Raw genomic sequence first — 23089 nt, 5'->3', positions numbered from 1 at the left:
GAAACGCGGAAGGTATGACGATGGTGGAGATCAAGACCCCCGAGCAGATCGCGAAGATGCGCGAGGCGGGACTTGTTGTCGCCGCCGTCCACCAGGCGACGCGGGAGGCCGCCGTCCCGGGCGCCTCCACCAAGGACCTCGACGACGTCGCCCGCAAGGTGATCGCCGACCACGGCGCCAAGTCGAACTTCCTGGGCTACGGCGGATTCCCCGCCACCATCTGCACCTCGGTGAACGAGGTTGTGGTGCACGGCATCCCGGACCGGGAGACCGTGCTCAAGGACGGCGACATCATCTCCATTGACGCGGGCGCGATCATCGACGGCTGGCACGGTGACGCCGCGTTCACCGTCTTCGTCGGCGACGGCCACGCTCCGGAGCTGCACGAGCTGAGCCGGGTCACCGAGGAGTCGATGTGGGCCGGGATCGCCGCGGTCCGCAAGGGCAACCGGCTGATCGACATCTCCAGGGCGATCGAGGGCTACATCCGCCGCCAGCCGCGTCCGGCCTCCGGCAAGTACGGGATCATCGAGGACTACGGCGGCCACGGCATCGGCAGCCAGATGCATATGGACCCGCATCTGCTGAACTACGTCTCCCGCAAGCGCGGCAAGGGGCCCAAGCTGGTGCCCGGCTTCTGCATCGCGATCGAGCCCATGGTGAGCCTGGGCACCGCGAAGACCCACGTCCTGGCCGACGACTGGACCGTCAAGACCGACGACGGGACCTGGTCCAGCCACTGGGAGCACTCGGTCGCGCTGACCGAGGAGGGTCCGCTGGTGCTGACCGCCGTGGACGGCGGCAAGGCCAAGCTGGCCGAGCTGGGCGTCGAGACCGCCCCGGACCCGCTGGCGTAAAGCACGCTCCGCTCCGCCCGACCCGTGGGCGTGAACCCTGGCATAAAGATCTCAGGATCCGGGCATGCTGCCCTGAATTCGTGTTTCGGGATGCCCTGACGTAGACTGACACGTCGGCTCACGCATGCCCTCCCGCATGTCGCGAGCCGATCAAGGTAGCCGATCCCGAAAGCAGGACATGGCCAAGAAGCAAGGCGCCATCGAAATCGAGGGCACCGTGATCGAGTCTCTGCCGAACGCGATGTTCAAGGTGGAGCTTCAGAACGGTCACAAGGTCCTCGCGCACATCAGCGGCAAGATGCGCATGCACTACATCCGCATCCTGCCCGATGACCGGGTCGTGGTGGAGCTGTCTCCGTACGACCTCACGCGCGGACGGATCGTCTACCGCTACAAGTAGATCTCACGACCCGGAGAACCTCACATCCCATGAAGGTCAAGCCGAGCGTCAAGAAGATCTGCGACAAGTGCAAGGTGATCCGCCGCCACGGCCGGGTCATGGTCATCTGCGACAACCTGCGCCACAAGCAGCGCCAGGGCTGACGCACGTCCGGCCGCAGACCTGCACTTTCGCAGCATCTTCGCGCGACGCACAACGATATGTACATACGCAGTCACCCGTCCCCCGAACGCCACGGGGACGACACCCCCGGTCGGAGGCCGGGGACCCGGCCGGAGGGCCGGGAGCGGTGCTGCGGAAGACCTCCGACAACCATCTGGAGCCAGATTCATGGCACGCCTCGCAGGCGTTGATCTCCCGCGCGAAAAGCGCGTCGAGGTCGCCCTCACCTACGTCTTCGGCATCGGTCGCACCCTTGCCCAGCAGACGCTCGCCAACACCGGTGTGAACCCGGACACCCGCGTTCGCGACCTGGGCGAAGAGGACCTGGTCAAGATCCGCGAGTACGTGGACAACAACATCAAGACCGAGGGTGACCTCCGTCGCGAGATCCAGGCCGACATCCGTCGCAAGGTCGAGATCGGCTGCTACCAGGGTCTGCGCCACCGCCGCGGACTGCCGGTCCACGGTCAGCGCACCAGCACCAACGCCCGCACCCGCAAGGGCCCGCGTCGCGCCATCGCCGGTAAGAAGAAGCCGGGCAAGAAGTAGTCCACACCGGACGCCGCCAAGCGGTCCGAGTTGTAGGACCGACCACCTCCACGGGAGATTTCAGGAATGCCTCCGAAGAGCCGTACGGCCGGCGCCAAGAAGGTGCGCCGCAAGGAGAAGAAGAACGTCGCCCACGGGCACGCTCACATCAAGAGCACGTTCAACAACACCATCGTCTCGATCACCGACCCGACCGGGAACGTGATCTCTTGGGCCTCGGCCGGCCACGTCGGCTTCAAGGGCTCGCGCAAGTCGACTCCGTTCGCCGCGCAGATGGCCGCCGAGTCGGCCGCCCGCCGCGCCCAGGAGCACGGCATGCGCAAGGTCGACGTGTTCGTCAAGGGTCCGGGCTCCGGCCGTGAGACCGCGATCCGCTCGCTCCAGGCCACCGGCCTGGAGGTGGGCTCGATCCAGGACGTCACCCCGACTCCGCACAACGGATGCCGCCCGCCCAAGCGCCGGCGCGTCTGATCCGTCGAAGCAGGAGATAACTGGACAATGGCGCGATACACCGGGGCCGACTGCAAGCGTTGCCGTCGGGAGAAGCAGAAGCTCTTCCTCAAGGGGAGCAAGTGCGAGAGCGCGAAGTGCCCGATCGAGATCCGTCCTTACCCCCCGGGTGAGCACGGACGCGGGCGCACCAAGGACAGCGAGTACCTCCTTCAGCTCCGTGAGAAGCAGAAGGCGACCCGCATCTACGGTGTCCTCGAGAAGCAGTTCCGTGGCTACTACGCGGAGGCGAACCAGCGGACCGGCAAGACCGGTGAGAACCTGCTGCGCATCCTCGAGTCCCGCCTCGACAACGTGATCTACCGGGCCGGCTTCGCCAAGTCCCGCGATCACGCCCGTCAGCTGGTCCGCCACGGCCACATCAATGTGAACGGCCGCAAGACCGACATCCCGTCGGCCCGCGTGGCCGTGAACGACATCATCGAGGTCCGCAAGGCTTCGCAGGAGCTCACCCCGTTCGTGGTGGCTCGTGCGGAGGCGGGCGAGCGCACCGTCCCGGCGTGGCTGGAGGCCATTCCGTCGAAGATGCGCGTCCTCGTGCACTCGCTGCCCGAGCGCCAGGTGATCGACACCCAGGTGCAGGAACAGCTGATCGTCGAGCTCTACTCCAAGTAGTGGAGCAGCCCGCCGGCGGAGCCGGCTGGTGTGACGGTGGGGCGGTACGGCGCCGTTCGGCACGTACCGCCCGTACCATAGAAGGGTTCGGCGTCAAATAGCGGGCGCCGAAGACTGGAGGCAAAACCCATGCTGATCGCTCAGCGTCCCTCGTTGACCGAAGAGGTCGTCGACGAGTTCCGCTCCCGGTTCGTGATCGAGCCGCTGGAGCCGGGCTTCGGCTACACCCTCGGAAACTCCCTGCGTCGTACGCTCCTCTCCTCGATCCCCGGTGCGGCTGTCACCAGCATCCGGATCGACGGGGTCCTGCACGAGTTCACCACCGTGCCGGGCGTCAAGGAGGACGTCACCGATCTCATCCTCAACATCAAGCAGCTGGTCGTCTCCTCGGAGCACGACGAGCCGGTCGTGATGTACCTGCGCAAGCAGGGCCCCGGCCTGGTCACCGCCGCGGACATCGCCCCGCCGGCCGGTGTCGAGGTGCACAACCCGGACCTGGTCCTGGCCACGCTGAACGGCAAGGGCAAGCTGGAGATGGAGCTGACCGTCGAGCGCGGTCGCGGCTATGTCTCCGCCGTGCAGAACAAGCAGGTCGGCCAGGAGATCGGCCGGATTCCGGTCGACTCGATCTACTCGCCGGTGCTCAAGGTCACGTACAAGGTCGAGGCGACCCGTGTCGAGCAGCGCACCGACTTCGACAAGCTGATCGTCGACGTCGAGACCAAGCAGGCCATGCGCCCGCGCGACGCCATGGCGTCGGCCGGTAAGACCCTGGTCGAGCTGTTCGGCCTGGCCCGCGAGCTGAACGTGGACGCCGAGGGCATCGACATGGGCCCGTCCCCGACGGACGCCGCCCTGGCCGCCGACCTGGCGCTGCCGATCGAGGAGCTGGAGCTGACGGTCCGCTCGTACAACTGCCTCAAGCGCGAGGGCATCCACTCGGTGGGCGAGCTGGTGGCCCGTTCCGAGGCGGACCTGCTGGACATCCGCAACTTCGGCGCCAAGTCGATCGACGAGGTCAAGGCGAAGCTGGCCGGGATGGGTCTGGCGCTCAAGGACAGCCCGCCCGGGTTTGACCCGACCGCCGCCGCCGACGCCTTCGGCGCCGACGACGACGCGGACGCCGGTTTCGTGGAGACCGAGCAGTACTGAGCCACGGGGCTCTGCGCCCGGGGTTCCGAACTCCGGGCGCGGAGCCCTGGCTGTGACTTCCGGCGGGCACTCGCCCGTCGGTAACTGACACCGGTACCTCATACGGCCGGTGCAGACCGAAGGAGAAACAATGCCGAAGCCCACCAAGGGCGCCCGTCTGGGCGGCAGCGCTGCGCACGAGCGGCTCATGCTGGCGAACCTCGCCACCGCGCTGTTCGAGCACGGCCGGATCACCACCACCGAGGCGAAGGCCCGCCGCCTGCGCCCGGTCGCGGAGAAGCTGGTCACCAAGGCGAAGAAGGGCGACCTTCACAACCGCCGTCTGGTGCTCCAGACCATCCGCGACAAGAGCGTCGTGCACACCCTCTTCACCGAGATCGCGCCGCGCTACGAGAACCGGCCGGGTGGCTACACCCGTATCACCAAGATCGGTAACCGCCGTGGCGACAACGCCCCGATGGCGGTCATCGAGCTGGTCGAGGCGCTGACCGTGCAGCAGGAGGCCGTCGGCGAGGCCGAGGCCGCCACCAAGCGCACCGCCAAGGACGCTGCCGGTGACCAGGCTGTCGCGGACCTGAAGAAGGACGAGGCGCCGGCCGCCGAGGCCGAGGCCACCGAGGCTCCGGCCGAGGAGTCCAAGGACGCCTGAGCCGTCTGACGGCCGCGTGGACGGGCCCGCCCCCAGCGACACCGGGGGCGGGCCCGTCCCGCATGTCCCGCGTAGGGAGAGGAACTGTGGTGAGTGACGAGGCGGCGCCCGGCTTCGTACGGGTCCGGCTGGACCTGAGCTACGACGGCGCGGACTTCTCGGGCTGGGCGAAGCAGCGCGAGCGGCGCACCGTACAGGGCGAGCTGGAGACCGCCCTGCGCACGGTCACCCGCTCGTCCGAGACCCATGAGCTGACCGTCGCGGGCCGCACCGACGCCGGAGTGCACGCCCGCGGCCAGGTCGCCCATGTCGATCTGCCGGAGCCGCTGTGGGCCGAGCACCGGGACAAACTGCTGCGCCGCCTCGCGGGCCGGCTGCCGCACGATGTCCGCGTCTGGCGCGTCGGCGAGGTACCCCCCGGCTTCAACGCCCGCTTCTCCGCCATCTGGCGCCGCTACGCCTACCGCGTCACCGACCACCCCGGCGGTGTCGATCCGCTGCTGCGCGGCCATGTGCTCTGGCACGACTGGCCGCTGGACGTCGACGCGATGAACGCCGCCTCCCAGCGGCTGCTGGGCGAACACGACTTCGCGGCCTACTGCAAGCGCCGCGACGGCGCCACCACCATCCGCACCCTCCAGCGGCTGAGCTGGGAGCGCGGCCCGGACGGCGTCATCACCGCCACCGTGCGCGCCGACGCCTTCTGCCACAACATGGTCCGCTCCCTGGTCGGCGCGCTCCTCTTCGTCGGCGACGGACACCGCCCGCCGGACTGGCCCGGCAAGGTGCTGACCGCGGGTGTGCGCGACTCCGCGGTCCATGTCGTCCGCCCGCACGGGCTGACCCTGGAAGAGGTCGGCTACCCCGCCGACGGCCAACTCGCCGCCCGCAACCGCGCCTCCCGCAACAAGCGCACCCTCCCGGGCGCGGCCGGTGCGGGGGACATGAGCGCGGGGTGCTGCTGACTCCCTTTCCACGGCGGGCAGGTGTGAGGTCCGCGGAGGGGGGTACTCGGCGCCGCGCATGGTGTCGGGAGTTGGCCGGTTGCGGCGGAAGGCGGCGGTATGGGGACGGCAGCGGAGCCGGGAATCGTCTTCCGGCACATCTGGAAGATCGATAACATTTGCCGTCCGACAACGGAGCGCAGTCTGGCGCGAAAGGGATGCGCGTGAGTACCAGTGAGGCCGCTGTACGGGAACGCCTGACCAGGGCTCTGCGTGAGCGGGACGCGGAAATCGCCGACCGCTGGGTGGAGTTGCAGCTGGAGCAGGCGCTGCTGGGGACGGACATCAGCGAGGCCGAACTCCGCGAAGAGGCCGATGCGTTGATCGACGCGCTGGTGCCGGGGCTGGAGAGCGGTGCGCCGGTGGACCGCGTGGTGACGTCCAACTCGGGGCTGCACGAAGCGGTGGTGCGGCTGTCGATGCGCCGTGCGCGGGGCGGGGCCACGCCCACGGTGACCTCGCTGGCAGTGCTCGCGCTCAAGGAGGCGCTGCTCAGGGCGGTGCAGCGGGACACCCGGGACGCGGAGGAGCTGTTCGCGTCGGCCGTGTTCATCAACCGGCTGCTGGATGTGGCCGGGGCGCTGTCGTTCGAGACGTATGTCGAGGGCCGCGAGGAGATCATCCGGCGGCAGAGCCAGCAGTTGATGGAGCTGTCGACGCCGGTGGTGCGGCTGTGGCGGCAGGTGCTGGCGGTGCCGCTGATCGGCACACTGGACACCGCCCGGACGCAGGTGGTGATGGAGAACCTGCTCCAGGCCATACAGGACCACGAGGCGCTGGTCGCGATCGTGGACATCACGGGTGTGGCGACGGTGGACACCGCGGTCGCGCAGCATCTGATGCAGACCGTCAACGCGGTACGGCTGATGGGCGCGGACTGTGTGATCAGCGGCGTCCGTCCGTCGATCGCGCAGACCATCGCCCAGCTCGGTATCGATCTGTCCGCCATCCTCACCCGGGCGACACTGGCCGACGCCCTGGCGGCGGCGATCAAGCTGATCGACGGGCCGGGCCCCGACGGGGACGACGGAGAGGATTCCCAATGACGTTGTCAAGCGTCAGCGATGAGCTGTTCGGGTCCTCATGCCGCCATAGCGACGGGTGGGACCGCTTGGTAGCAGCGCCTGTCCCGCAGGAGTGCCCACAGGACGTTGACACGTCTGCGCGCGAGGGCGATGACGGCCTGCGTGTGGCGCTTCCCCTCGGCCCTCTTGCGGTCGTAGAACGCCCTGGACTCTGGGTGGCGTTGGATGCTGATCAGCGCGGAGGTGTAGAAGACACGCTGCAAGCCGCGGTGGTATCGCTGGGGTCGGCGCAGGTTGCCGCTGATGCGGCCGGAGTCGCGCGAGGCGGGAGCCAGACCGCAGAAGCCGGCAAGCCGGTCCGGGGAGCCGAAGAGCTCCATGTCACCGTTGGTGGCAGCGAGGAACTCCGCACCGAGAGTCGGGCCGATGCCGGGCATGCTGGTGATGACCTCGGCGAGTTCGTGCTCCCTGAACCGCTCGGCGATGCGACGGTCCACTGCGGCGATCTGCTCGTTGAGAGCGGTCAGTTGCTGGGCGAGCGTGTGCACCAGCTCGGCGGCGACGTCTTCCCCCGGCACGGCGGTGTGCTGCCGTTCGGCGGCCTCCAGCGCGGTCCGGGCGACCTGACCGGCGCTGCGGACCTTGCGACGGCGAAGCCATGCCTCCAGGCGGGTGCGGCCCAGCCGCCGGATAGAGGCCGGGGTCTGGTATCCGGTGAGCAGGATCAGCGGGCCCGCGTTGCTCAGGTCCAATGCCCGTTCCAGAGCGGGGAAGATGCCGTTCAGCTGGGCGCGGAGCCGGTTGATGGTGCGGGTGCGATCGCAGACCAGATCGGTGCGGCGGGCAGTGAGGAGCTTCAGTTCGGCGCTGAGGCTGTCGGGCAATCGCATCGGGGTCAGGTCGCGGCGCATGCGTGCCTGATCAGCGATGATCGCGGCGTCGCGGGCGTCGCTCTTGCTCTCGCCCCGGTATGCCTCCGAGGCACGGTTGACGGTGCGACCGGAGATGTAGAGCACCTGCTGGTCATGGGCGAGCAGGGTGGTGATGGCCAGTGCGGCGCCGCCGTCGGCGAGGTCGACGGCCCAGACCACCTCATGGCCCAGCGCAAGGACATCGGCCAGGAGTTGGAGGAGTTCCGGCTCGTCGTTGGCCACGCGGCGGGAGAGGAGTTTGTTCCCCTCGGAGTCGATTGCCACACAGTGGTGGTGGGCCTTGCCGGCGTCGATTCCGGCCCATACGCGGGGGTGCATCGCTCTCCTGATCGTCGTCGTGCCGTGTCCCACAGACGACCTCGCCGACGAGTCCCTACAAAGCGATCTTGTCGCATTTCCCAATTGGCGGCCGAGTCGTCGTGGGGCGCCGGGCGGCCAATCCTCCCGAGCCACGAGCGGCAGACCAGTGATAGCCACACCCAGCGCCCCTGGGTGAGCCAACCCTACGAATGGCTCGCTCAGCCCGATCAAGAAGGTAGGGACCGGTGACCGGGTCCCGCCCGGCGGGCGTGCCGATTCTGCGGCTGGGTGACGTGCTGGTCACCGGGCTGCTCAATGAGCTGGACGACGGGGCCGCCGTCGCCTTCACCGAGGAGCTGACCGAGCGCATCTCCGCGGAGGGCGCCCGCGGGGTGCTCATCGACATCTCGCGGCTGGAGATCATCGACTCCTTCGTGGCGCGCACCCTGATGGAGCTGACCACGGTGGCGCGGCTGCTGGGGGCGCGGGTGATCGTGGCGGGGATGCGGCCGCCGGTGGCGATCACCCTGGTCGAGCTGGGGATCGAACTCGTCGGGGTGGAGACCGCCCTCAACCCCGAGCAGGGGCTGGCCGCGCTGGGGTGGCGGCAGGGCTCCCGCCCCGTGGAAGGGTCCCGGCGTGGCGCCGTCCGGTGAGCCCGCCCTGGCGTCGTGGGTGACGGCGGTACCCACGTCCGCGGAGGGCGCCGCGACCGTGCCGTCGGCCTATGTGGTGCGGACCGAGGAGGACCTGCTGACGGTCCGGCACGCGGTGCGCGCGGCCACGGTGGAGGTCGGCTTCGGTCTGGTGGACCAGACCCGGGTGGTCACGGCGGCGAGCGAGCTGGCCCGTAACGCGTATGTCCACGGCGGCGGTGGCACCGTCACCATCGAGTATCCGCGGCGGCCCGGCGCCCGGGGGCTGCGGCTGGTGGTCAAGGACGACGGGCCGGGGATCGCGGATCTGGACGCGGCGCTGACCGACGGCTTCACCACGGGCTCCGGCCTGGGCCACGGACTGGGCGGTGCCCGGCGGCTGATGGACGAGTTCACGGTGCAGACCGGCGCCGGTGAGGGCACCGTGGTGACCGTCACGCGCTGGACGGTCCGGTGACCCGGACCAGCACGCTGCCGACCGCCGCCGTACGGGTCGACCACCACAGCGCGGTGCATCTGGCCGCCGCGACCGCGCGCGAGGTGGCGCGGGAGCGCGGGCTGCCGGGTGCGCTGCCCGACCAGGCGGCGGTGATCGCGTCGGAGCTGGCGAGCAACCTCGACAAGCACGCCAGCAACGGCACGCTCTACATCCAGCCGACCCCGCTCGGTGCCGGGGTGGAGATCATGGCCGCCGACCGCGGCCCCGGGATGCCGGAGCTGGAACGCTGCCTGGCCGACGGTTACACCACCGCCGGAACGCTGGGGGTGGGTCTGGGCGCGGTGAGCCGGCTGGCCACCCACTTCACCATCCGGACCGGCACCGATGGCGGGGTCGGGGCGGGGACCTGGGCATGCGCCCGACTCACCCCGCCGGGCGACCGCGAGACCGGGCTCCAGGACGTGGGCTCGGTGTGTCTGGCGGTGGAGGGGGAGGAGGACTGCGGCGACGCCCGCGCCGTCGTCCAGACCGGTGAGACCCGCACCGCCGCCGTCGTGGACGGGCTGGGCCACGGCCCGCAGGCGGCAGAGGCGGCCCAGGTGGCCCTGCGATCGTTCCTCGCCGACCCCGATCAGCCGCTGCCCGATCTGCTCACCGCCATGAACCGTGCCCTGCGCCGTACCCGCGGGGCCGCCGTCGGGCTGCTGCGGCTGGGCCCGCAGGGCGCCGACTACTGCGGCATCGGCAACGTCCGTGCGCTGACCCTCTCCCACGAGGGGGTGCACCACCGGCTGACCGGACAGCCCGGGGTGGTCGGCTGGAGCATGCCGCGGCCGCGGTCCCACGGCTTCCCGGTGCCACCGGGGGCCACCGTGGTGCTGTACAGCGACGGCATCGACTGCCGGTGGGCGCGTGAGCCGTCACGGTCCCTGCTCCGCCTCCCCCCGTCCCTGCTGTCCGCGGCGCTCGCCCACGCACACCGCCGCCTCCGCGACGACGCGACGGTCCTCGCGACCAGGCCCCCACAGACACCGAGGCTGCCATGACGACCCGGACCGCCGGATGCGCCACCAGGGCGGAGCTGAGCCGGGTCATACGACGGCTGGCCCGCGACCACGGCCTGGACCCCGTGCTGCGGGGGCGGCTGGTGCTGTCGGCGGCCGAAGTGGCGGCGGAGGCCGTACGGACGGCCGAAGGCACCAGCGTGACCTGGTCGTTCGAGCCGGACCGGAGTGCGCGGGGCAGTGGCCGCGGAGAGCTCACGGTCACACTGCGCACGGCACGGCCCCCGGCCCCGCGGTCGCTGCGCGAACTGCCGCTGCCCGCCGACACGGTGCACGGCCTGGACGTGGTGTGGCGGCTGCCGGCCCGTGCGGCGGCGCCCGGTCCGGGTGGCGGCCCCGGCCCGGGCGGCGGGTCCGTCAACGGCAGCGGTCCGGCCGACGACGGCGCGCTCGCCGACGAGGAGCTGCGGGCGGTGATGGCCCGCGCCGACGCGCTCACCGCCGAGCACCGCAGGCTGAAGGACGAACTCGAGGAGACCAACAGCGGGGTCCTCGCGCTCTACGTCCAGCTCGACGAGCGCGACGAGCAGTTGCGCACCGCCCACGGCCAGACCCTGCGCGAACTCGAGGACGCGCTGCGCCCGTCCCCGCTGGAGGTCGCGGGGCTCGAACTCGCGGTCCACTACGAACCGGCGGGCACCGACGCCCCCACCGGCGGTGATCTCTACGACTGGTTCGTGCTGCCCGACGGCACCGTCCACATCACCATCGTGGACGCCCTCGGACACGGGGTGACCAGTACCCGTAGCGCGCTCAACGTCACCCACGCGGTGCGCACCCTGGCCCTGGAGGGCCATCACCTCCAGTCGATCGTGGCGCGGACCGATGAGATCCTGCTGCCGTTCGACCGGAGCGTGATGGCCACCGTACTGCTGGCCCGGGTGCATCCGGCCACCGGAGAGCTACGGGTGGCCAACGGCAGCCATCCGCCCGCGCTGCTGCTGCGGGAGGACGGAACGGCCCGTTATCTGGAGGCCCGTGGGCGGGGCATCGGCTTTCCGATGCCCGGGAGCGACCGGCTGGTCAGTGAGCGGCTGGCCCCGGGCGATCTCCTGCTGCTCTACACCGACGGGCTCACCGAGAGCCGGAGGAACCCGATCGAGGGCGAGAAGCGGCTGATCGAGGCCGCGCGGCTGCACCGGGGCCGTCCTACGGAGGACATCCCCGGCGCGATCGCCGGGGATATGCACACCGTCATCCTCCATCCGGACGACACCCTCGCCCTGGCCGTCCGGCTCACCGGCGGCTGATCGCCCGATCAGCCGCCGACGGCCGAGACGGGTGATCACCGGGCGGGGCCCAGCCGCTGCCCCGGGATCCGGCCGTGGCGCTGTCCGCCGTGGCTCTGCCGCGGCAGCATCGGCCGCTGTGAGGGGCGCCGGCGGCGCAGGCCCTTGTCATGGGGCTGGGCGCGGACCAGCTCCTCGAACAGGGGGCGGGCGGAGACCAGCGCCTCCCGCATCCGCTCCGTCTCGACCTGCCCGCCACCGCGCGTCCGCGCGGCCATCAGATGCAGTTGGCGGTAGCCGTCGACGGCATAGGCATGGCGGACGGACATTGCGTCCACCTGTTCCTCGTGGGATTCCGAGGCGTAACCGCGCTCGACGGCCAACTCACCGAGCAGCCGGTCGGCTTCCCGCACCGCGTGGGCGGGGGCGTCGACGAACTGCTCCTGAAGGCCCGCCCACCGCGCCGCGTAACTCTCACGGGCCTCCGGTGACAGGCGCTGTATCGGCAGATTGCCGTAGTGCCGGACCCGCTCGCTCAGCTCCCACTGTGCGGCCTTCTCATCGCCGTTGTGCCGGGAGACGGCCCGGTCGTACTCGGGGCCGAACCGGTTCATGAGTCCGCTGCGGCTGCTCTGGCGGACCGATGGGGCGAACACCAGCGCCGCCATGGCCGCCATGGCCACCGTCAGGATGACGAGCGTAACTGTTGACATCGCTCATGCCTTCCGCAGAGGTTTCCTCGCTCGAGGCTGTCATCACCGAGTGTTACCGGAGCCGTCCGGGCCAAACACACTCCGTTCGCTTGGCGGTCTCAATTCACCGTGGTGGGGCATCCGATGACCAGGTCACCGGCCCGCGTGAGGTACGGGCGCACCCCGTGCGTCACCGGGTGGACGTCGGTCCGGTCGCGGTCGAGGATGTCCCCGATGATCCGGCCGAGGCGGATCGGGACGGTGGAGTCGGGGGACTTACGCAGCGTCAGCTCCCATACGGCGGATCCGGCGCGGCCTTCGCGTGCGGCGTGGACGCGTTCGTAGGGCAGCGTGAAGCGGAACCGTCCGCTGTCCAGGACGGTGACCTCCGTGTACACGGCGCGGCAGGCGCCGCGGGGGGTGGCGACGGCGCGCGGGGAGGTGCCGGGGCCGAAGAGCACACCGTGCAGGGTGCCTTCGACGGTCAGTCCGTCGGCCCCGGCGTGGATCTCCCGGGCCTCGGCGTGACACGGGCGGCGCCAGGTGCGCAGCGCGAGATAGCCGTCGACGGTGAGGTAGGGGATCCACCAGCAGAACGGGGAGCCGGGCAGCGGCTCCAGGCCGAGCAGTCCGCGCCCTTCGGCGTACCGGCAGACGACGCGGCGGCGGGCGCCGTCGGAGGGGCGCACGACGTGCAGGTCCCAGCGGCCCTCGGCGAGGTCCAGGGCGCCGCGGTCGAGGGTGGCCGTCCACGGGGCGGCGGGCGCGGCCGGCGGGAGCAGCGGCACCCGGACCGGCTCGCCGTCGCCGTCGGCGTGGCGGCGCGTGAGGGTGAGCGTGAGACCGCTGCCGTGGACGCCGTCGGGCTCGACGAGGAGCGACAGCCGGCCGTCGGGGGTGACCCGGCAGCTCGCGACGGGGCGCAGGGGTCTGCGGATCAGCGCTCTGACCGCGCCCTTGAGCGCGGTGAGCGGGGTACCGGTCGCGTGGTGCGCCGCTCTCTGTCCCAAGACTCCCGGCAGGAAGGTGCCGGTGGTGTGCCGGGTGGCGGCGGCCGCGGGGGACGGTGTGCCGCGTGCCGCCCGGAGTTCGGTGAACAGCTCCTCGTACGCGGCCGCCACCCGCTCCGGTGCGTAACGCCGGGCGGACTCGCGCGCGGCGGCGGCCATGGTGCGGCGCAGCGCGTCGTCCTCGATCAGGGTGAGCAGCCCCTTGGCGATGCCGTCGGTGTCCCCGGGCGGGACGAGCAGGCCGTCCCGGCCGTCGGTGATGATCTCGCCCGGTCCGTGCGGGCAGTCGGTGGCGACGACGGGCACTCCGCAGTGCATGGCCTCCACGATCGTCATGCCGAAGGACTCCTCGCGGGAGGTGACGGCGGCGATCGCGCCTTTGGCCCATTCGGTCTCGATGGGGGAGTGGGCGCCCATGAGGGTGATCCGCCCGGCCAGGCCGAGGCCGTCGATCTGGCGGCGCAGCGCGGGTTGTTGCGGGCCGCGGCCGTAGATCCGCAGGCGCCAGTCGGGGTGTTCGGCGGCGACCGTCGCCCATGCGCCGACCAGCAGGTCGTACCGCTTGACGGGGATCAGCCGCCCGGCGGCCACGACCAGTCTGGCCCGGCCGTCGGAGGGTTCGACCCCGGTGGCGGGCACCGCGTTGGGCAGGGCGGTCAGCCGGGTGGGGATCCCGGGCAGCCGGGCGCGGTGGGTGGCCGCGTCGGCCTCGGAGACGGCGGTGTGCGCGTCGAGGAGGGGGATCGCGGCGTCGCAGGCGGCGCGGATCCCGGCCCGGTGGGTGCCGTAGAGCCGGTGCTCCTGGCCGATGCGCAGATAGCGGCCCTTCCGGCCCAGGGCCGCGAGACAGATGACGAGGCCGGGACGGGTGGCGATGACCACATCCGCGTCGGTGCGGTCGAGATGGTCGGCGATGCGCTCGTCGGTGAGGGCGTTGAAGTTGACCGTGCCCTTGGCCTCCGCGGCGGGGACATGGGCGCTGGGCCGCTCCAGCAGCGGATGTCCGAGGTCGGTCGACCCGCCCTCGGCGTCCGGGCGTTGGTCGATCAGCGGTCTGAGCCGGACGGCGGGGTGGAGGGGGAGCTGCGGGGTGTCGATGGTGCGGATCACGGAGACGATCTCCACGGTGTGCCGTGCCGCGAGGGCCCCGGCCACATTGAAGGTCGACCGGATGGTGCCGCCGATCCCATAGGCGTTGTGCAGCAGAAAAGAAATCTTCATGGTGATTGCCGCGCGGCCCGGTCCGGCTGCCGCGACGTGCCCCCTTTCCGGAAGAGCCCGGTCGGTCGGTAAGACAGGCCCTGGCCGGAAAAGTTGCTTTTGCCGGTCGTGAAGGGGCATGCGCCACAATGCGGGCGGGCCGTACAACGGTCGGACCGTCCCGGAGGTCCGCGCACGAGGGCGCGGAACCGGATCGTGCGATACCGGATCGTGCGATACCGGATCGTGCGATACCGGATCGTGCGATACCGGATCGTGAGGGAAACCGCTTGGTGTGCCGCGCCGGTCCGTTGTTGGATGATTCGAACAACAGGGCGGGGCATCAATCAAGGATGGGCGGAACATCGATGAAGTCTGGTACGCGGGTTGCTGTCGCGGCGGCGGCGATGGTCGCGGCACTCGGTCTGGTGACGGGGTGCGGCGGCGACGGCGGCAGCGACAGCGGCGATGCCAAGAGCAAGGGGGGTGGCGGCAAGGACGAGCAGTCCGCCGCGGCCACGTCGCTGTCCGCGGCGCAGTTGGAGCGGGCCGCCGTGACCAAGGCCGACGTCAAGGGATTTGAGATCCAGAAGATGTCGGAGAAGGAGTTCTCCGACGGCGGCGCGGCCAAGGCCGAGAAGGCCGAATGCCAGCCGATCGCCTCGCTGATGGGGTCCTCCTTCGACCCGGCGCCGAAGGCGTCCGTCTACCGGACGTACGCCCAGGCCAAGGGCGCGAAGCTGGGCGGCTCCGGCATGATCCGGCTCTCCTCCTACGGTGACGGCGACGCCGAGCGCACGGTCAAGGACCTGCGTGGCGCCGTGTCGGCCTGCGGGGGCGGGTTCGCGGCCAAGGACGGCTCCGGGAAGAAGTCCGACGTCGCCAGGGTGACGCCGTCGGCCGACCCGAAGCTGGGCGATGAGTCGCTGTCGTTCAGCCTGGTCGACGCGGGCAAGGACAAGGCCGTGGTGGAGTTCGCCGTGGCGCGCACCGGTTCCCAGCTGAGCGTGTTCTTCGGGGTGAACCTGACGGACCCCACCAAGTCCGATGTTCCGGCGGAGCTGGTGAAGGCACAGGTCGCCAAGGTCGAGAAGGCGAACGCCTCCTGACCCCCTGACGCGCGCCCGCTGACCCGTGCCGTCCGCCCCAGTACGGCGCGGGCGTCAGCCGCCGCCCGAGGCCGCCGCTGACGCCTGTGCGTTGCCACGGGCCAGGATGCGACGGAAGGCGTAGTCCGCGATATCGCGTCCGGCCCGCAGCGCCTTGGTGTCCGACGCGGTCACCGACTTGCCCGAGGTGTAGCCGGAGATGGTGAAGTAGGCGTAGCGGCCGATGGCGTTGGTGGACCTGCGGCACACCGGGCCGTGGCAGAAGTTCACCCCGCCCCCGGACAGGGCCGCGACCCCGCCCGTGGCCTCCTTCTTCGCCTTCTCCGCCGCCGCCTTGGTGTCGAAGACGGCGATGCCGACGGTGACCGCGACCCCGTTCTGGGAGTAGGTCGCGCGGAAGAGCTTGCGGCAGCCGTTGCCGGTGAGCGCCGGGCCCAGCCCGCCCTGGGCCACCGAGGCGCAGCCGGAGGTGGCGGACGTCGTCGCCTTCGTGTAGCCGCGCCCCTGGGTGACGGCCTTCTTTTCCGGGAACAGGGTCCCCGCGCTGAGCGGGGCCTTGTCCCGCTCGGCGCTGGAGATGATGTCCAGCGGCTTCGGCGGCGCCGGTGGGGCCACATCGGAGAAGGTGGGCTCGGGGGCGGACGAGTCGCTCGGCAGATCCTGCGGTGTGGGCAACTGGCCGGCCGACGCGTCGGAGCCCGAGCCCTTGTTGTCGTCGCTGGTCACCGCCACGGCCACGATCGCGGCCACGGCGCCCGTGGCGAGCAGCCCGCCACCGGCCAGCAGCCACTTGCGGCGCCTGCCGCGTGCGGCGGTGTCGTCCGCCAGCGCGTTCCAGTCCGGGGTCGGCGGCTGAGGCGCCCCACCCCCGGGCCCGTACGGTCCCCCTTGCCCAAAGCTCATGGCGCGCATCTTAATCCGCCCAGCTCATAAACCGGTTGGCCGGTGGAGGCACCCGAGGTCACAATCCGGGCATGGGTCATCTGGAGGCGGCACATCTGGAGTACTACCTGCCCGACGGACGGGCCCTGCTCGGCGATGTGTCGTTCCGGGTCGGGGAAGGGGCCGCGGTCGCGCTCGTGGGGGCCAACGGCGCGGGCAAGACCACCCTGCTGAGACTGATCGCGGGAGAACTCCAGCCGCACGGCGGATCGGTGACGACCGGCGGCGGCCTCGGGGTGATGCCGCAGTTCGTGGGGTCCGTACGGGACGAGCGGACCGTGCGCGACCTGCTGGTGTCCGTCGCCCGCCCGCGGATCCGGCAGGCCGCGAAGGCCGTGGACGACGCCGAGTACGCGATCATGACGCGGGACGACGAGCCCGCTCAGATGGCGTACGCCCAGGCGCTCAGCGACTGGGCCGAGGCCGGGGGCTACGAGACCGAGACGGTGTGGGACATGTGCACCGCGGCCGCGATCGGCGTCCCCTACGAACGCGCCCAGTGGCGCGAGGTGCGCACCCTCTCCGGCGGTGAGCAGAAGCGCCTGGTCCTGGAGTCGCTGCTGCGCGGCACCGACGAGGTGCTGCTGCTGGACGAGCCGGACAACTATCTGGACGTCCCCGGCAAGCGCTGGCTGGAGGAGCGGCTGCGGGAGACCAAGAAGACCGTGCTGTTCGTCTCCCACGACCGGGAGCTGCTGGCCCGCGCCGCCGGGAAGATCATCAGCGTTGAGCCGGGCCCGGCGGGCAGTGACGTCTGGGTGCACGGCGGCGGCTTCGGCACCTACCACCAGGCCCGCAAGGAACGCTTCGCCCGCTTCGAGGAGCTGCGGCGCCGCTGGGACGAGGAGCACGCCAAACTGCGCCGGCTGATGCTCACCTTCAAGCAGAAGGCGGCGTACAACTCGGACATGGCCGGGCGCTACCAGGCGGCCAGGACCCGGCTGCGGAAGTTCGAGGAGGCGGGCCCGCCGCAGGAGCCGCCGCGCGAGCAGGACATCCGGATGCGGCTGAAGGGCGGCCGTACCGGAGTGCGCGCGGTCACCTGCCGCGGGCTGGAGCTGACCGGGCTGATGCACCCCTTCGACCTGGAGGTCTTCTACGGCGAGCGGGTCGCCGTGCTCGGCAGCAACGGCTCCGGGAAGTCGCACTTCCTGCGGCTGCTGGCGGGCGGGGACGTGGCCCACACCGGGGAGTGGAAGCTGGGCGCGCGCGTCGTCCCCGGCCACTTCGCCCAGACCCACGCGCACCCCGAGCTGACCGGGCGCCCCCTGGTGGACATCCTGTGGACCGAGCACGCCCGGGACCGGGGCGCGGCGATGAGCGCGCTGCGCCGCTACGAGCTGGAGCGCCAGGGCGACCAGCCCTTCGACAAGCTCTCCGGCGGGCAGCAGGCCCGCTTCCAGATCCTGCTGCTGGAGCTGGCCGGGACCACCGCCCTGCTGCTGGACGAGCCGACGGACAATCTGGACCTGGAGAGCGCCGAGGCGCTCCAGGAGGGTCTGGAGGGTTACGACGGCACGGTGCTGGCCGTCACCCACGACCGCTGGTTCGCCCGCTCCTTCGACCGCTTCCTGGTCTTCGGCGCGGACGGCCGGGTCCGCGAGGTCCCGGAGCCGGTCTGGGACGAGGCGCGGGTGGCGCGTAAACGCTGAGTGGCCGGGATGTGCCCGAGCGGTACCGGGGGTGTTTTGACCCGTCCGGGGGCGGGCCGGTATTCTGCCAGTTCGTTATGCGTATTGGCTTGCTCGTTCTCACGTGAGAGGCCGTTACGCCGGTCCACCGGGCCGATGACCAGCGGCAAGCACCCGGATGCGTCACCGAGGTGCTGCCATGGCTGTCGTGATCGTCCGGGTGGCCTTGTCCGGACCCGTCCCCTCGGTCCTAGCGGATCTGGGAGACCCCACTCACTGAAGAAGCGAAGGCTACGACCGTGCGTACGTACAGCCCCAAGCCCGGCGACGTTCAGCGTCAGTGGCACGTCATCGACGCCACCGACGTCGTTCTGGGCCGCCTGGCCACCCAGGCTGCCACCCTCCTGCGGGGCAAGCACAAGCCCGTATACGCGCCGCATGTCGACGCTGGTGACTTCGTCATCATCATCAACGCCGACAAGGTGCACCTCTCCGGCAACAAGCGGACCCAGAAGATGGCCTACCGCCACTCCGGCTACCCCGGCGGTCTGCGCTCCGTCCGCTACGACGAGCTGCTGGAGAAGAACCCGGAGAAGGCCGTCGAGAAGGCCATCAAGGGCATGCTCCCCAAGAACACCCTGGGCCGTCAGATGCTCTCGAAGCTGAAGGTGTACTCGGGTGACCAGCACCCGCACGCCGCTCAGCAGCCGGTCCCGTTCGAGATCACCCAGGTCGCGCAGTAGTCCCGGCCACCCCCTAAGACGAAAAGAATCTGAGGAGCATCGTGGCCGAGACCACCGCCGAGACCCCCCTCGAGGTCGAGGAGTACACCACCGAGAGCGTTGAGACGGTCGAGTCGGAGTACACCTCCGAGTCGCTCGCCTCCCGCTTCGGCGACCCGCAGCCGGCCGCCGGCACCGGGCGCCGCAAGAACGCCGTGGCGCGCGTCCGCATCGTGCCGGGCAGCGGCCAGTGGAAGATCAACGGTCGCACCCTTGAGGAGTACTTCCCCAACAAGGTGCACCAGCAGGAAGTCAACGAGCCCTTCAAGGTGCTCGAGCTCGACGACCGCTACGACGTCATCGCCCGTATCTCCGGCGGCGGCGTCTCCGGACAGGCCGGTGCGCTGCGCCTGGGCATCGCCCGTGCGCTGAACGAGGCGGACGTGGACAACAACCGCGGCCCGCTGAAGAAGGCCGGCTTCCTGACGCGTGACGACCGCGCCACCGAGCGTAAGAAGGCCGGTCTGAAGAAGGCCCGCAAGGCGCCGCAGTACAGCAAGCGCTGATCCGCGCGAGCCCAGCGGACCAGCGGAATCGCTGTTCATCCGAACGCCCCGGCGGCACCACCAGTGCCCCGGGGCGTTCGGCTATCGCCACCAGGGGGCGTATACCTACAAGCAAGCTCCTGCCCCCAGCTCGTAATCTCGGAGGACACCAGTGGGACGACTCTTCGGTACGGATGGTGTGCGCGGCGTCGCGAACGCCGACCTGACGGCTGAGATGGCGCTCGGCCTGTCGGTCGCGGCGGCGCATGTGCTCGCCGAAGCGGGAACCTTCGAGGGCCACCGGCCGGTGGCCGTGGTCGGGCGGGATCCGCGCGCGTCCGGGGAGTTCCTGGAGGCCGCCGTGGTGGCGGGGCTGGCCAGCGCGGGGGTGGACGTCCTGCGGGTGGGTGTCCTGCCGACGCCCGCGGTCGCCCATCTCACCGGTGCGCTCGACGCGGACCTCGGTGTGATGCTCTCCGCCAGCCACAACCCGATGCCCGACAACGGCATCAAGTTCTTCGCCCGCGGCGGCCACAAACTGGCCGACGAGCTGGAGGACCGGATCGAGACCACCTACCGCGCCCACGCCTCCGGTGAGCCGTGGGACCGGCCGACCGGCGCAGGGGTGGGCCGGGTCCGCGGCTACGAGGAGGGCTTCGACAACTACGTCGCCCACCTCGTCGGCGCGCTGCCCAACCGGCTCGACGGGCTCACGGTGGTCATCGACGGTGCCCACGGCGCCGCCTCCCGGGTCTCCCCGGAGGCGTTCGCCCAGGCCGGGGCCGAGGTCATCACCATCGGCGCCGAGCCGGACGGGCTCAACATCAACGACGGCCACGGCTCCACCCACCTGGCGAAGCTCCAGGCCGCCGTGGTCGAGCACCGCGCCGACCTCGGTGTGGCCCACGACGGCGACGCCGACCGCTGCCTGGCCGTGGACGGCGCGGGCAGCGAGGTCGACGGCGACCAGATCCTCGCCGTCCTCGCCCTGGCGATGCGCGAGGCGGGCACCCTGCGCAACAACACGGTGGTCGGCACCGTGATGTCCAACCTCGGCTTCAAACTCGCCATGCGGCGGGAGGGGCTCCAGCTGGTCCAGACGGCGGTCGGCGACCGCTATGTGCTGGAGGAGATGAAGAGCGGCGACCACGCGCTGGGCGGCGAGCAGTCCGGCCATGTGATCGTCCTCGACCACGCCACCACCGGTGACGGCACCCTCACCGGCCTGCTGCTGGCCGCCCGCGTCGCCGCCACCGGCCGCACCCTGGCCGATCTCGCGGCCGTCATGGAGCGGCTGCCGCAGGTGCTGATCAATGTCCCGGACGTGGACAAGTCCCGGGTCGCCTCCAGCGCCGACCTCGCCGCCGCGGTCGCCGACGCCGAGCGCGAACTCGGCGAGACCGGCCGCGTCCTGCTGCGCCCCTCCGGCACCGAGCCGCTGGTCCGCGTCATGGTCGAGGCCGCCGACATCGACCAGGCCCGCTCCGTGGCCGGCCGCCTGGCCGACGCCGTGAAGTCGGCCCTGGGCTAGTGCCGCGTCGGTCAGGGTTCGCCCCGCTCGGGCGAACCCTGACCGACGCGGCACCAGAGCCCGTCCCCGTGGTCCAGGGGGCCCGCCCCCTGGACCCGCTCAGCCCCCGCTCAGCCCGTTCGGATCCCGCGGCAGGGCACGCCGTCGCTGCCGCTCCCACAGGACCTTCTGGACCATCAGCGTCAAGGTCCCGGCCACCACGATGCCCACCAGGTTCAGCAGTAGCTGCTCGGTCGAGCCCCACATCTGGTCGATATCGCCGTAGCCGAGCGCCACCGCCGCGTTGGCCGCCGCCGGGACCGTCGTCACCGAGATCGCCACTCCCACCAGCGCGCCGGACTTCGCCGAGGTCAGCGAGAGCGTGCCCGCGATCCCCGCGAGCACGGCGACCACGAACGAGAACATGTCCGGCTTCCAGATGAAGTCCGTGTTCGGCCGGGCGTGCTCCAGCATGTTCTTGCCGAAGAGGCCCACGGCGTCCATCGCGACGCTGAAGCACGTGGTCAGTGCCATCGCCGCCGCGAACCCGACCAGCAGCGCGATCGCCGAGCGGGCGGCCAGCCGCGGCGCACGCCGCACCAGCGCGGTGCACAGCCCCGCCAGTGGCCCGAACTCCGGGCCGACCGCCATCGCACCGACGATCAGGATCGCGTTGTCCAGTACCACACCGCATGCCGCGATCATCGTCGCGAGGACGAGGAAGGCGAGGTAGGTGACCGAGAGGGTGGACTCCTCATGGGTGGCGTCCGCCAGGTGCTCCCACAGGACCGCGTCCGCGCCTTCGCCGGGCGCCTCCTCCTCCGCCTTGTCGGCGCGCCGGGACAGCGACAGGTCGATGTTCTCCACCGCGATCGAACCGGTCTCGTCCAGCCCCAGCTCACGCAGGTCGCCCAGCAGGGCGTCCGCGGCCTCGCGCGCCACGTCGCACATGACGACATCCCCCGGCGGGTTGCGGGCGGCGTCCGGCAGCACCACCAGATGGGTGGTGCCGACCGTCTTCTCGATCGCGCGCACAACGTCCTCGGTGCGGTCGGCGGGGGCGATCAACCGCAGATGCAGCATGAAGGGGCTCCTCACAGCTTGCGCAGGGACAGCCGCTGGACCTTGTGGTCCGGTCCCTTGCGCAGCACCAGCGTGGCCCGGCCCCGGGTGGGCTGGACGTTCTGCCGGAGGTTGGGCTTGTTGATGGTCCGCCAGATCATCCGGCCGTAGTCCAGCGCCTCGTCCTCGGAGACCTGGGTGTACTTGCGGAAGTACGAGGAGGGGTCCTGGAAGGCGGTCTCGCGCAGCTTCTTGAAGCGGCCGAGGTACCACTTCTCGATGTCCTCGGTGCGGGCGTCCACGTACACGCTGAAGTCGAAGAAGTCGGCCAGCCCGACCCGGGTCCGGCCGTCCTTACCCGGCAGCGCCGGTTGCAGCACGTTGAGCCCCTCGACGATCAGGATGTCGGGGCGGTGCACGATCAGCCGCTGGTCCGGGACGATGTCGTAGATCAGATGCGAGTAGACCGGCGCGGAGACCTCCGCCTTGCCCGCCTTCACATCGGCGACGAAGCGGGTCAGCGCCCTGCGGTCGTACGACTCGGGGAACCCCTTGCGGGACATCAGTCCGCGCCGGTGCAGCTCGGCGTTGGGGTGGAGGAAGCCGTCGGTGGTGATCAGCTCCACCCGCGGATGCTCGGGCCAGCGGGCCAGCAGCGCCTGGAGCAGCCGGGCGGTGGTGGACTTGCCCACCGCGACACTGCCCGCCACCCCGATGACGAAGGGGGTGCCGGGCTGGGTGCCGCTGCCCTTCTTGGTGTCGCCGAGGAAGGTGTTGAGCGCGCCGCGCAGCCGCCCGGTGGCCGCGACATAGAGGTTGAGCAGCCGGGACAGCGGCAGATAGACGTCCCGCACCTCGTCGAGGTCGATGACGTCGCCGAGCCCCCGCAGCCGCTCGACCTCCGCGGCGGTCAGCGGCAGCGGCGTCTTGTCCCGCAGCGCGCTCCACTCCGCGCGCGAGAGATCCACGTACGGGCTGGCCTCGCCCCGCCGCTGCGGCGCGCGCACGGTGCGCGCCTCGCGCGCGGTTGACGTGATCACACCCTCATTGTCGGGGTTGGACCCGGAAGAGTGGGGCGGGAGGAGGCGTGGGGTCGGTCACCCCGGCAGGGGACCGGCACGGC

Annotated in this window: 25 protein-coding genes; 19 read left to right on the top strand and 6 right to left on the bottom strand. The window is 70.9% G+C overall.

The window, feature by feature from the left end; all coding sequences use genetic code 11:
* Positions 1-20: 20 nt before the first annotated feature.
* The 10 genes from map to HUT19_RS16995 all read left to right on the top strand — a co-directional run bounded on the left by map (position 21) and on the right by HUT19_RS16995 (position 6944).
* On the top strand, positions 21-857 hold the full coding sequence (gene map / locus HUT19_RS17040; protein WP_176181316.1) for a type I methionyl aminopeptidase: 837 nt from the start codon (positions 21-23) through the stop codon (positions 855-857).
* A 178-nt stretch (positions 858-1035) separates the two neighbouring features.
* Positions 1036-1257, top strand: coding sequence for a translation initiation factor IF-1 (infA, locus tag HUT19_RS17035; RefSeq protein ID WP_003956442.1), 222 nt, complete (start codon positions 1036-1038; stop codon positions 1255-1257).
* Positions 1258-1286: 29 nt separating this feature from the next.
* Positions 1287-1400: a 50S ribosomal protein L36 gene (gene rpmJ, locus HUT19_RS17030; RefSeq protein WP_003956441.1), complete on the top strand. Its 114-nt coding sequence runs from the start codon at positions 1287-1289 to the stop codon at positions 1398-1400.
* Positions 1401-1587: 187 nt separating this feature from the next.
* Positions 1588-1968: a 30S ribosomal protein S13 gene (gene rpsM, locus HUT19_RS17025; protein WP_014054183.1), complete on the top strand. Its 381-nt coding sequence runs from the start codon at positions 1588-1590 to the stop codon at positions 1966-1968.
* Positions 1969-2034: 66 nt separating this feature from the next.
* A complete protein-coding gene (gene rpsK / locus HUT19_RS17020; protein ID WP_009715860.1) occupies positions 2035-2439 on the top strand; it encodes a 30S ribosomal protein S11 in 405 nt (134 codons plus the stop codon).
* Between the two features lie 27 nt (positions 2440-2466).
* Positions 2467-3093 carry a 30S ribosomal protein S4 gene (gene rpsD / locus HUT19_RS17015; protein WP_176181315.1) on the top strand — a complete coding sequence of 209 codons (627 nt, stop codon included), beginning with the start codon at positions 2467-2469 and terminating at the stop codon, positions 3091-3093.
* 129 nt (positions 3094-3222) lie between these two features.
* Positions 3223-4245: a DNA-directed RNA polymerase subunit alpha gene (locus HUT19_RS17010; protein ID WP_009715858.1), complete on the top strand. Its 1023-nt coding sequence runs from the start codon at positions 3223-3225 to the stop codon at positions 4243-4245.
* A 130-nt stretch (positions 4246-4375) separates the two neighbouring features.
* Positions 4376-4894: a 50S ribosomal protein L17 gene (gene rplQ / locus HUT19_RS17005; protein WP_176181314.1), complete on the top strand. Its 519-nt coding sequence runs from the start codon at positions 4376-4378 to the stop codon at positions 4892-4894.
* An 89-nt stretch (positions 4895-4983) separates the two neighbouring features.
* Positions 4984-5859: a tRNA pseudouridine(38-40) synthase TruA gene (gene truA, locus HUT19_RS17000; protein WP_176181313.1), complete on the top strand. Its 876-nt coding sequence runs from the start codon at positions 4984-4986 to the stop codon at positions 5857-5859.
* 203 nt (positions 5860-6062) lie between these two features.
* Entirely contained in the window at positions 6063-6944 is an 882-nt protein-coding gene (locus HUT19_RS16995) for an STAS domain-containing protein (RefSeq protein WP_176181312.1), read from the top strand.
* Positions 6945-6979: 35 nt separating this feature from the next.
* On the opposite strand, the gene HUT19_RS16990 is transcribed toward HUT19_RS16995, so the two are convergent.
* The gene (locus tag HUT19_RS16990) at positions 6980-8173 is read right to left on the bottom strand and encodes an IS110 family transposase (protein ID WP_176179786.1); all 1194 of its coding nucleotides are present in this window, start codon (positions 8171-8173) and stop codon (positions 6980-6982) included.
* 227 nt (positions 8174-8400) lie between these two features.
* Here HUT19_RS16990 and HUT19_RS16985 point away from each other — a divergent pair, with 227 nt between their 5' ends.
* The 4 genes from HUT19_RS16985 to HUT19_RS16970 are packed head-to-tail and all read left to right on the top strand — an operon-like array spanning position 8401 to position 11564.
* Positions 8401-8811 carry an STAS domain-containing protein gene (locus HUT19_RS16985; RefSeq protein WP_176181311.1) on the top strand — a complete coding sequence of 137 codons (411 nt, stop codon included), beginning with the start codon at positions 8401-8403 and terminating at the stop codon, positions 8809-8811.
* Positions 8812-8869: 58 nt separating this feature from the next.
* Complete coding sequence (locus HUT19_RS16980; protein WP_254886177.1) at positions 8870-9268, top strand: ATP-binding protein; 399 nt, start codon at positions 8870-8872, stop codon at positions 9266-9268.
* Complete coding sequence (locus HUT19_RS16975) at positions 9265-10296, top strand: SpoIIE family protein phosphatase (RefSeq protein WP_254885619.1); 1032 nt, start codon at positions 9265-9267, stop codon at positions 10294-10296. The genes HUT19_RS16980 and HUT19_RS16975 overlap by 4 nt, the downstream gene beginning before the upstream one ends.
* Entirely contained in the window at positions 10293-11564 is a 1272-nt protein-coding gene (locus HUT19_RS16970; protein ID WP_176181310.1) for a PP2C family protein-serine/threonine phosphatase, read from the top strand. The genes HUT19_RS16975 and HUT19_RS16970 overlap by 4 nt, the downstream gene beginning before the upstream one ends.
* A gap of 35 nt (positions 11565-11599) precedes the next feature.
* Here the strand turns inward: HUT19_RS16970 and HUT19_RS16965 are convergent, their stop codons facing one another.
* Together HUT19_RS16965 and HUT19_RS16960 are read right to left on the bottom strand one after the other, a co-directional pair.
* Positions 11600-12256, bottom strand: a complete 657-nt coding sequence (locus HUT19_RS16965; RefSeq protein WP_176181309.1) for a hypothetical protein — start codon at positions 12254-12256, stop codon at positions 11600-11602.
* Positions 12257-12354: 98 nt separating this feature from the next.
* Complete coding sequence (locus tag HUT19_RS16960; RefSeq protein WP_176181308.1) at positions 12355-14466, bottom strand: glycosyltransferase; 2112 nt, start codon at positions 14464-14466, stop codon at positions 12355-12357.
* 347 nt (positions 14467-14813) lie between these two features.
* Between HUT19_RS16960 and HUT19_RS16955 the strand changes: the two genes are divergently transcribed.
* The gene (locus HUT19_RS16955) at positions 14814-15554 is read left to right on the top strand and encodes a hypothetical protein (RefSeq protein ID WP_176181307.1); all 741 of its coding nucleotides are present in this window, start codon (positions 14814-14816) and stop codon (positions 15552-15554) included.
* Positions 15555-15608: 54 nt separating this feature from the next.
* Here HUT19_RS16955 and HUT19_RS16950 read toward each other — a convergent pair whose 3' ends face one another.
* On the bottom strand, positions 15609-16457 hold the full coding sequence (locus tag HUT19_RS16950; protein ID WP_176181306.1) for a hypothetical protein: 849 nt from the start codon (positions 16455-16457) through the stop codon (positions 15609-15611).
* A gap of 71 nt (positions 16458-16528) precedes the next feature.
* On the opposite strand from HUT19_RS16950, the gene HUT19_RS16945 reads away from it, so the two are divergent.
* The 4 genes from HUT19_RS16945 to glmM all read left to right on the top strand — a co-directional run bounded on the left by HUT19_RS16945 (position 16529) and on the right by glmM (position 20925).
* Positions 16529-18148 carry an ABC-F family ATP-binding cassette domain-containing protein gene (locus HUT19_RS16945; protein WP_176181305.1) on the top strand — a complete coding sequence of 540 codons (1620 nt, stop codon included), beginning with the start codon at positions 16529-16531 and terminating at the stop codon, positions 18146-18148.
* 278 nt (positions 18149-18426) lie between these two features.
* Positions 18427-18870 (top strand): 50S ribosomal protein L13, encoded by a 444-nt coding sequence (gene rplM, locus HUT19_RS16940; RefSeq protein ID WP_176181304.1) that lies wholly within the window; start codon positions 18427-18429, stop codon positions 18868-18870.
* A 41-nt stretch (positions 18871-18911) separates the two neighbouring features.
* Entirely contained in the window at positions 18912-19415 is a 504-nt protein-coding gene (gene rpsI, locus HUT19_RS16935) for a 30S ribosomal protein S9 (RefSeq protein WP_176181303.1), read from the top strand.
* Between the two features lie 151 nt (positions 19416-19566).
* The gene (gene glmM / locus HUT19_RS16930; protein WP_176181302.1) at positions 19567-20925 is read left to right on the top strand and encodes a phosphoglucosamine mutase; all 1359 of its coding nucleotides are present in this window, start codon (positions 19567-19569) and stop codon (positions 20923-20925) included.
* A gap of 99 nt (positions 20926-21024) precedes the next feature.
* Here glmM and HUT19_RS16925 read toward each other — a convergent pair whose 3' ends face one another.
* Entirely contained in the window at positions 21025-21987 is a 963-nt protein-coding gene (locus HUT19_RS16925; protein ID WP_176181301.1) for a DUF389 domain-containing protein, read from the bottom strand.
* A gap of 11 nt (positions 21988-21998) precedes the next feature.
* On the bottom strand, positions 21999-22973 hold the full coding sequence (gene coaA, locus HUT19_RS16920) for a type I pantothenate kinase (RefSeq protein WP_176186973.1): 975 nt from the start codon (positions 22971-22973) through the stop codon (positions 21999-22001).
* Positions 22974-23089: the final 116 nt, after the last annotated feature.

It is taken from the genome of Streptomyces sp. NA02950 (genome assembly GCF_013364155.1).
Classification (GTDB): Bacteria; Actinomycetota; Actinomycetes; order Streptomycetales; family Streptomycetaceae; genus Streptomyces.
The sequence above is the reverse complement of the archived record's forward strand: the minus strand, read 5'-3'. Positions and strand labels throughout refer to the sequence as shown.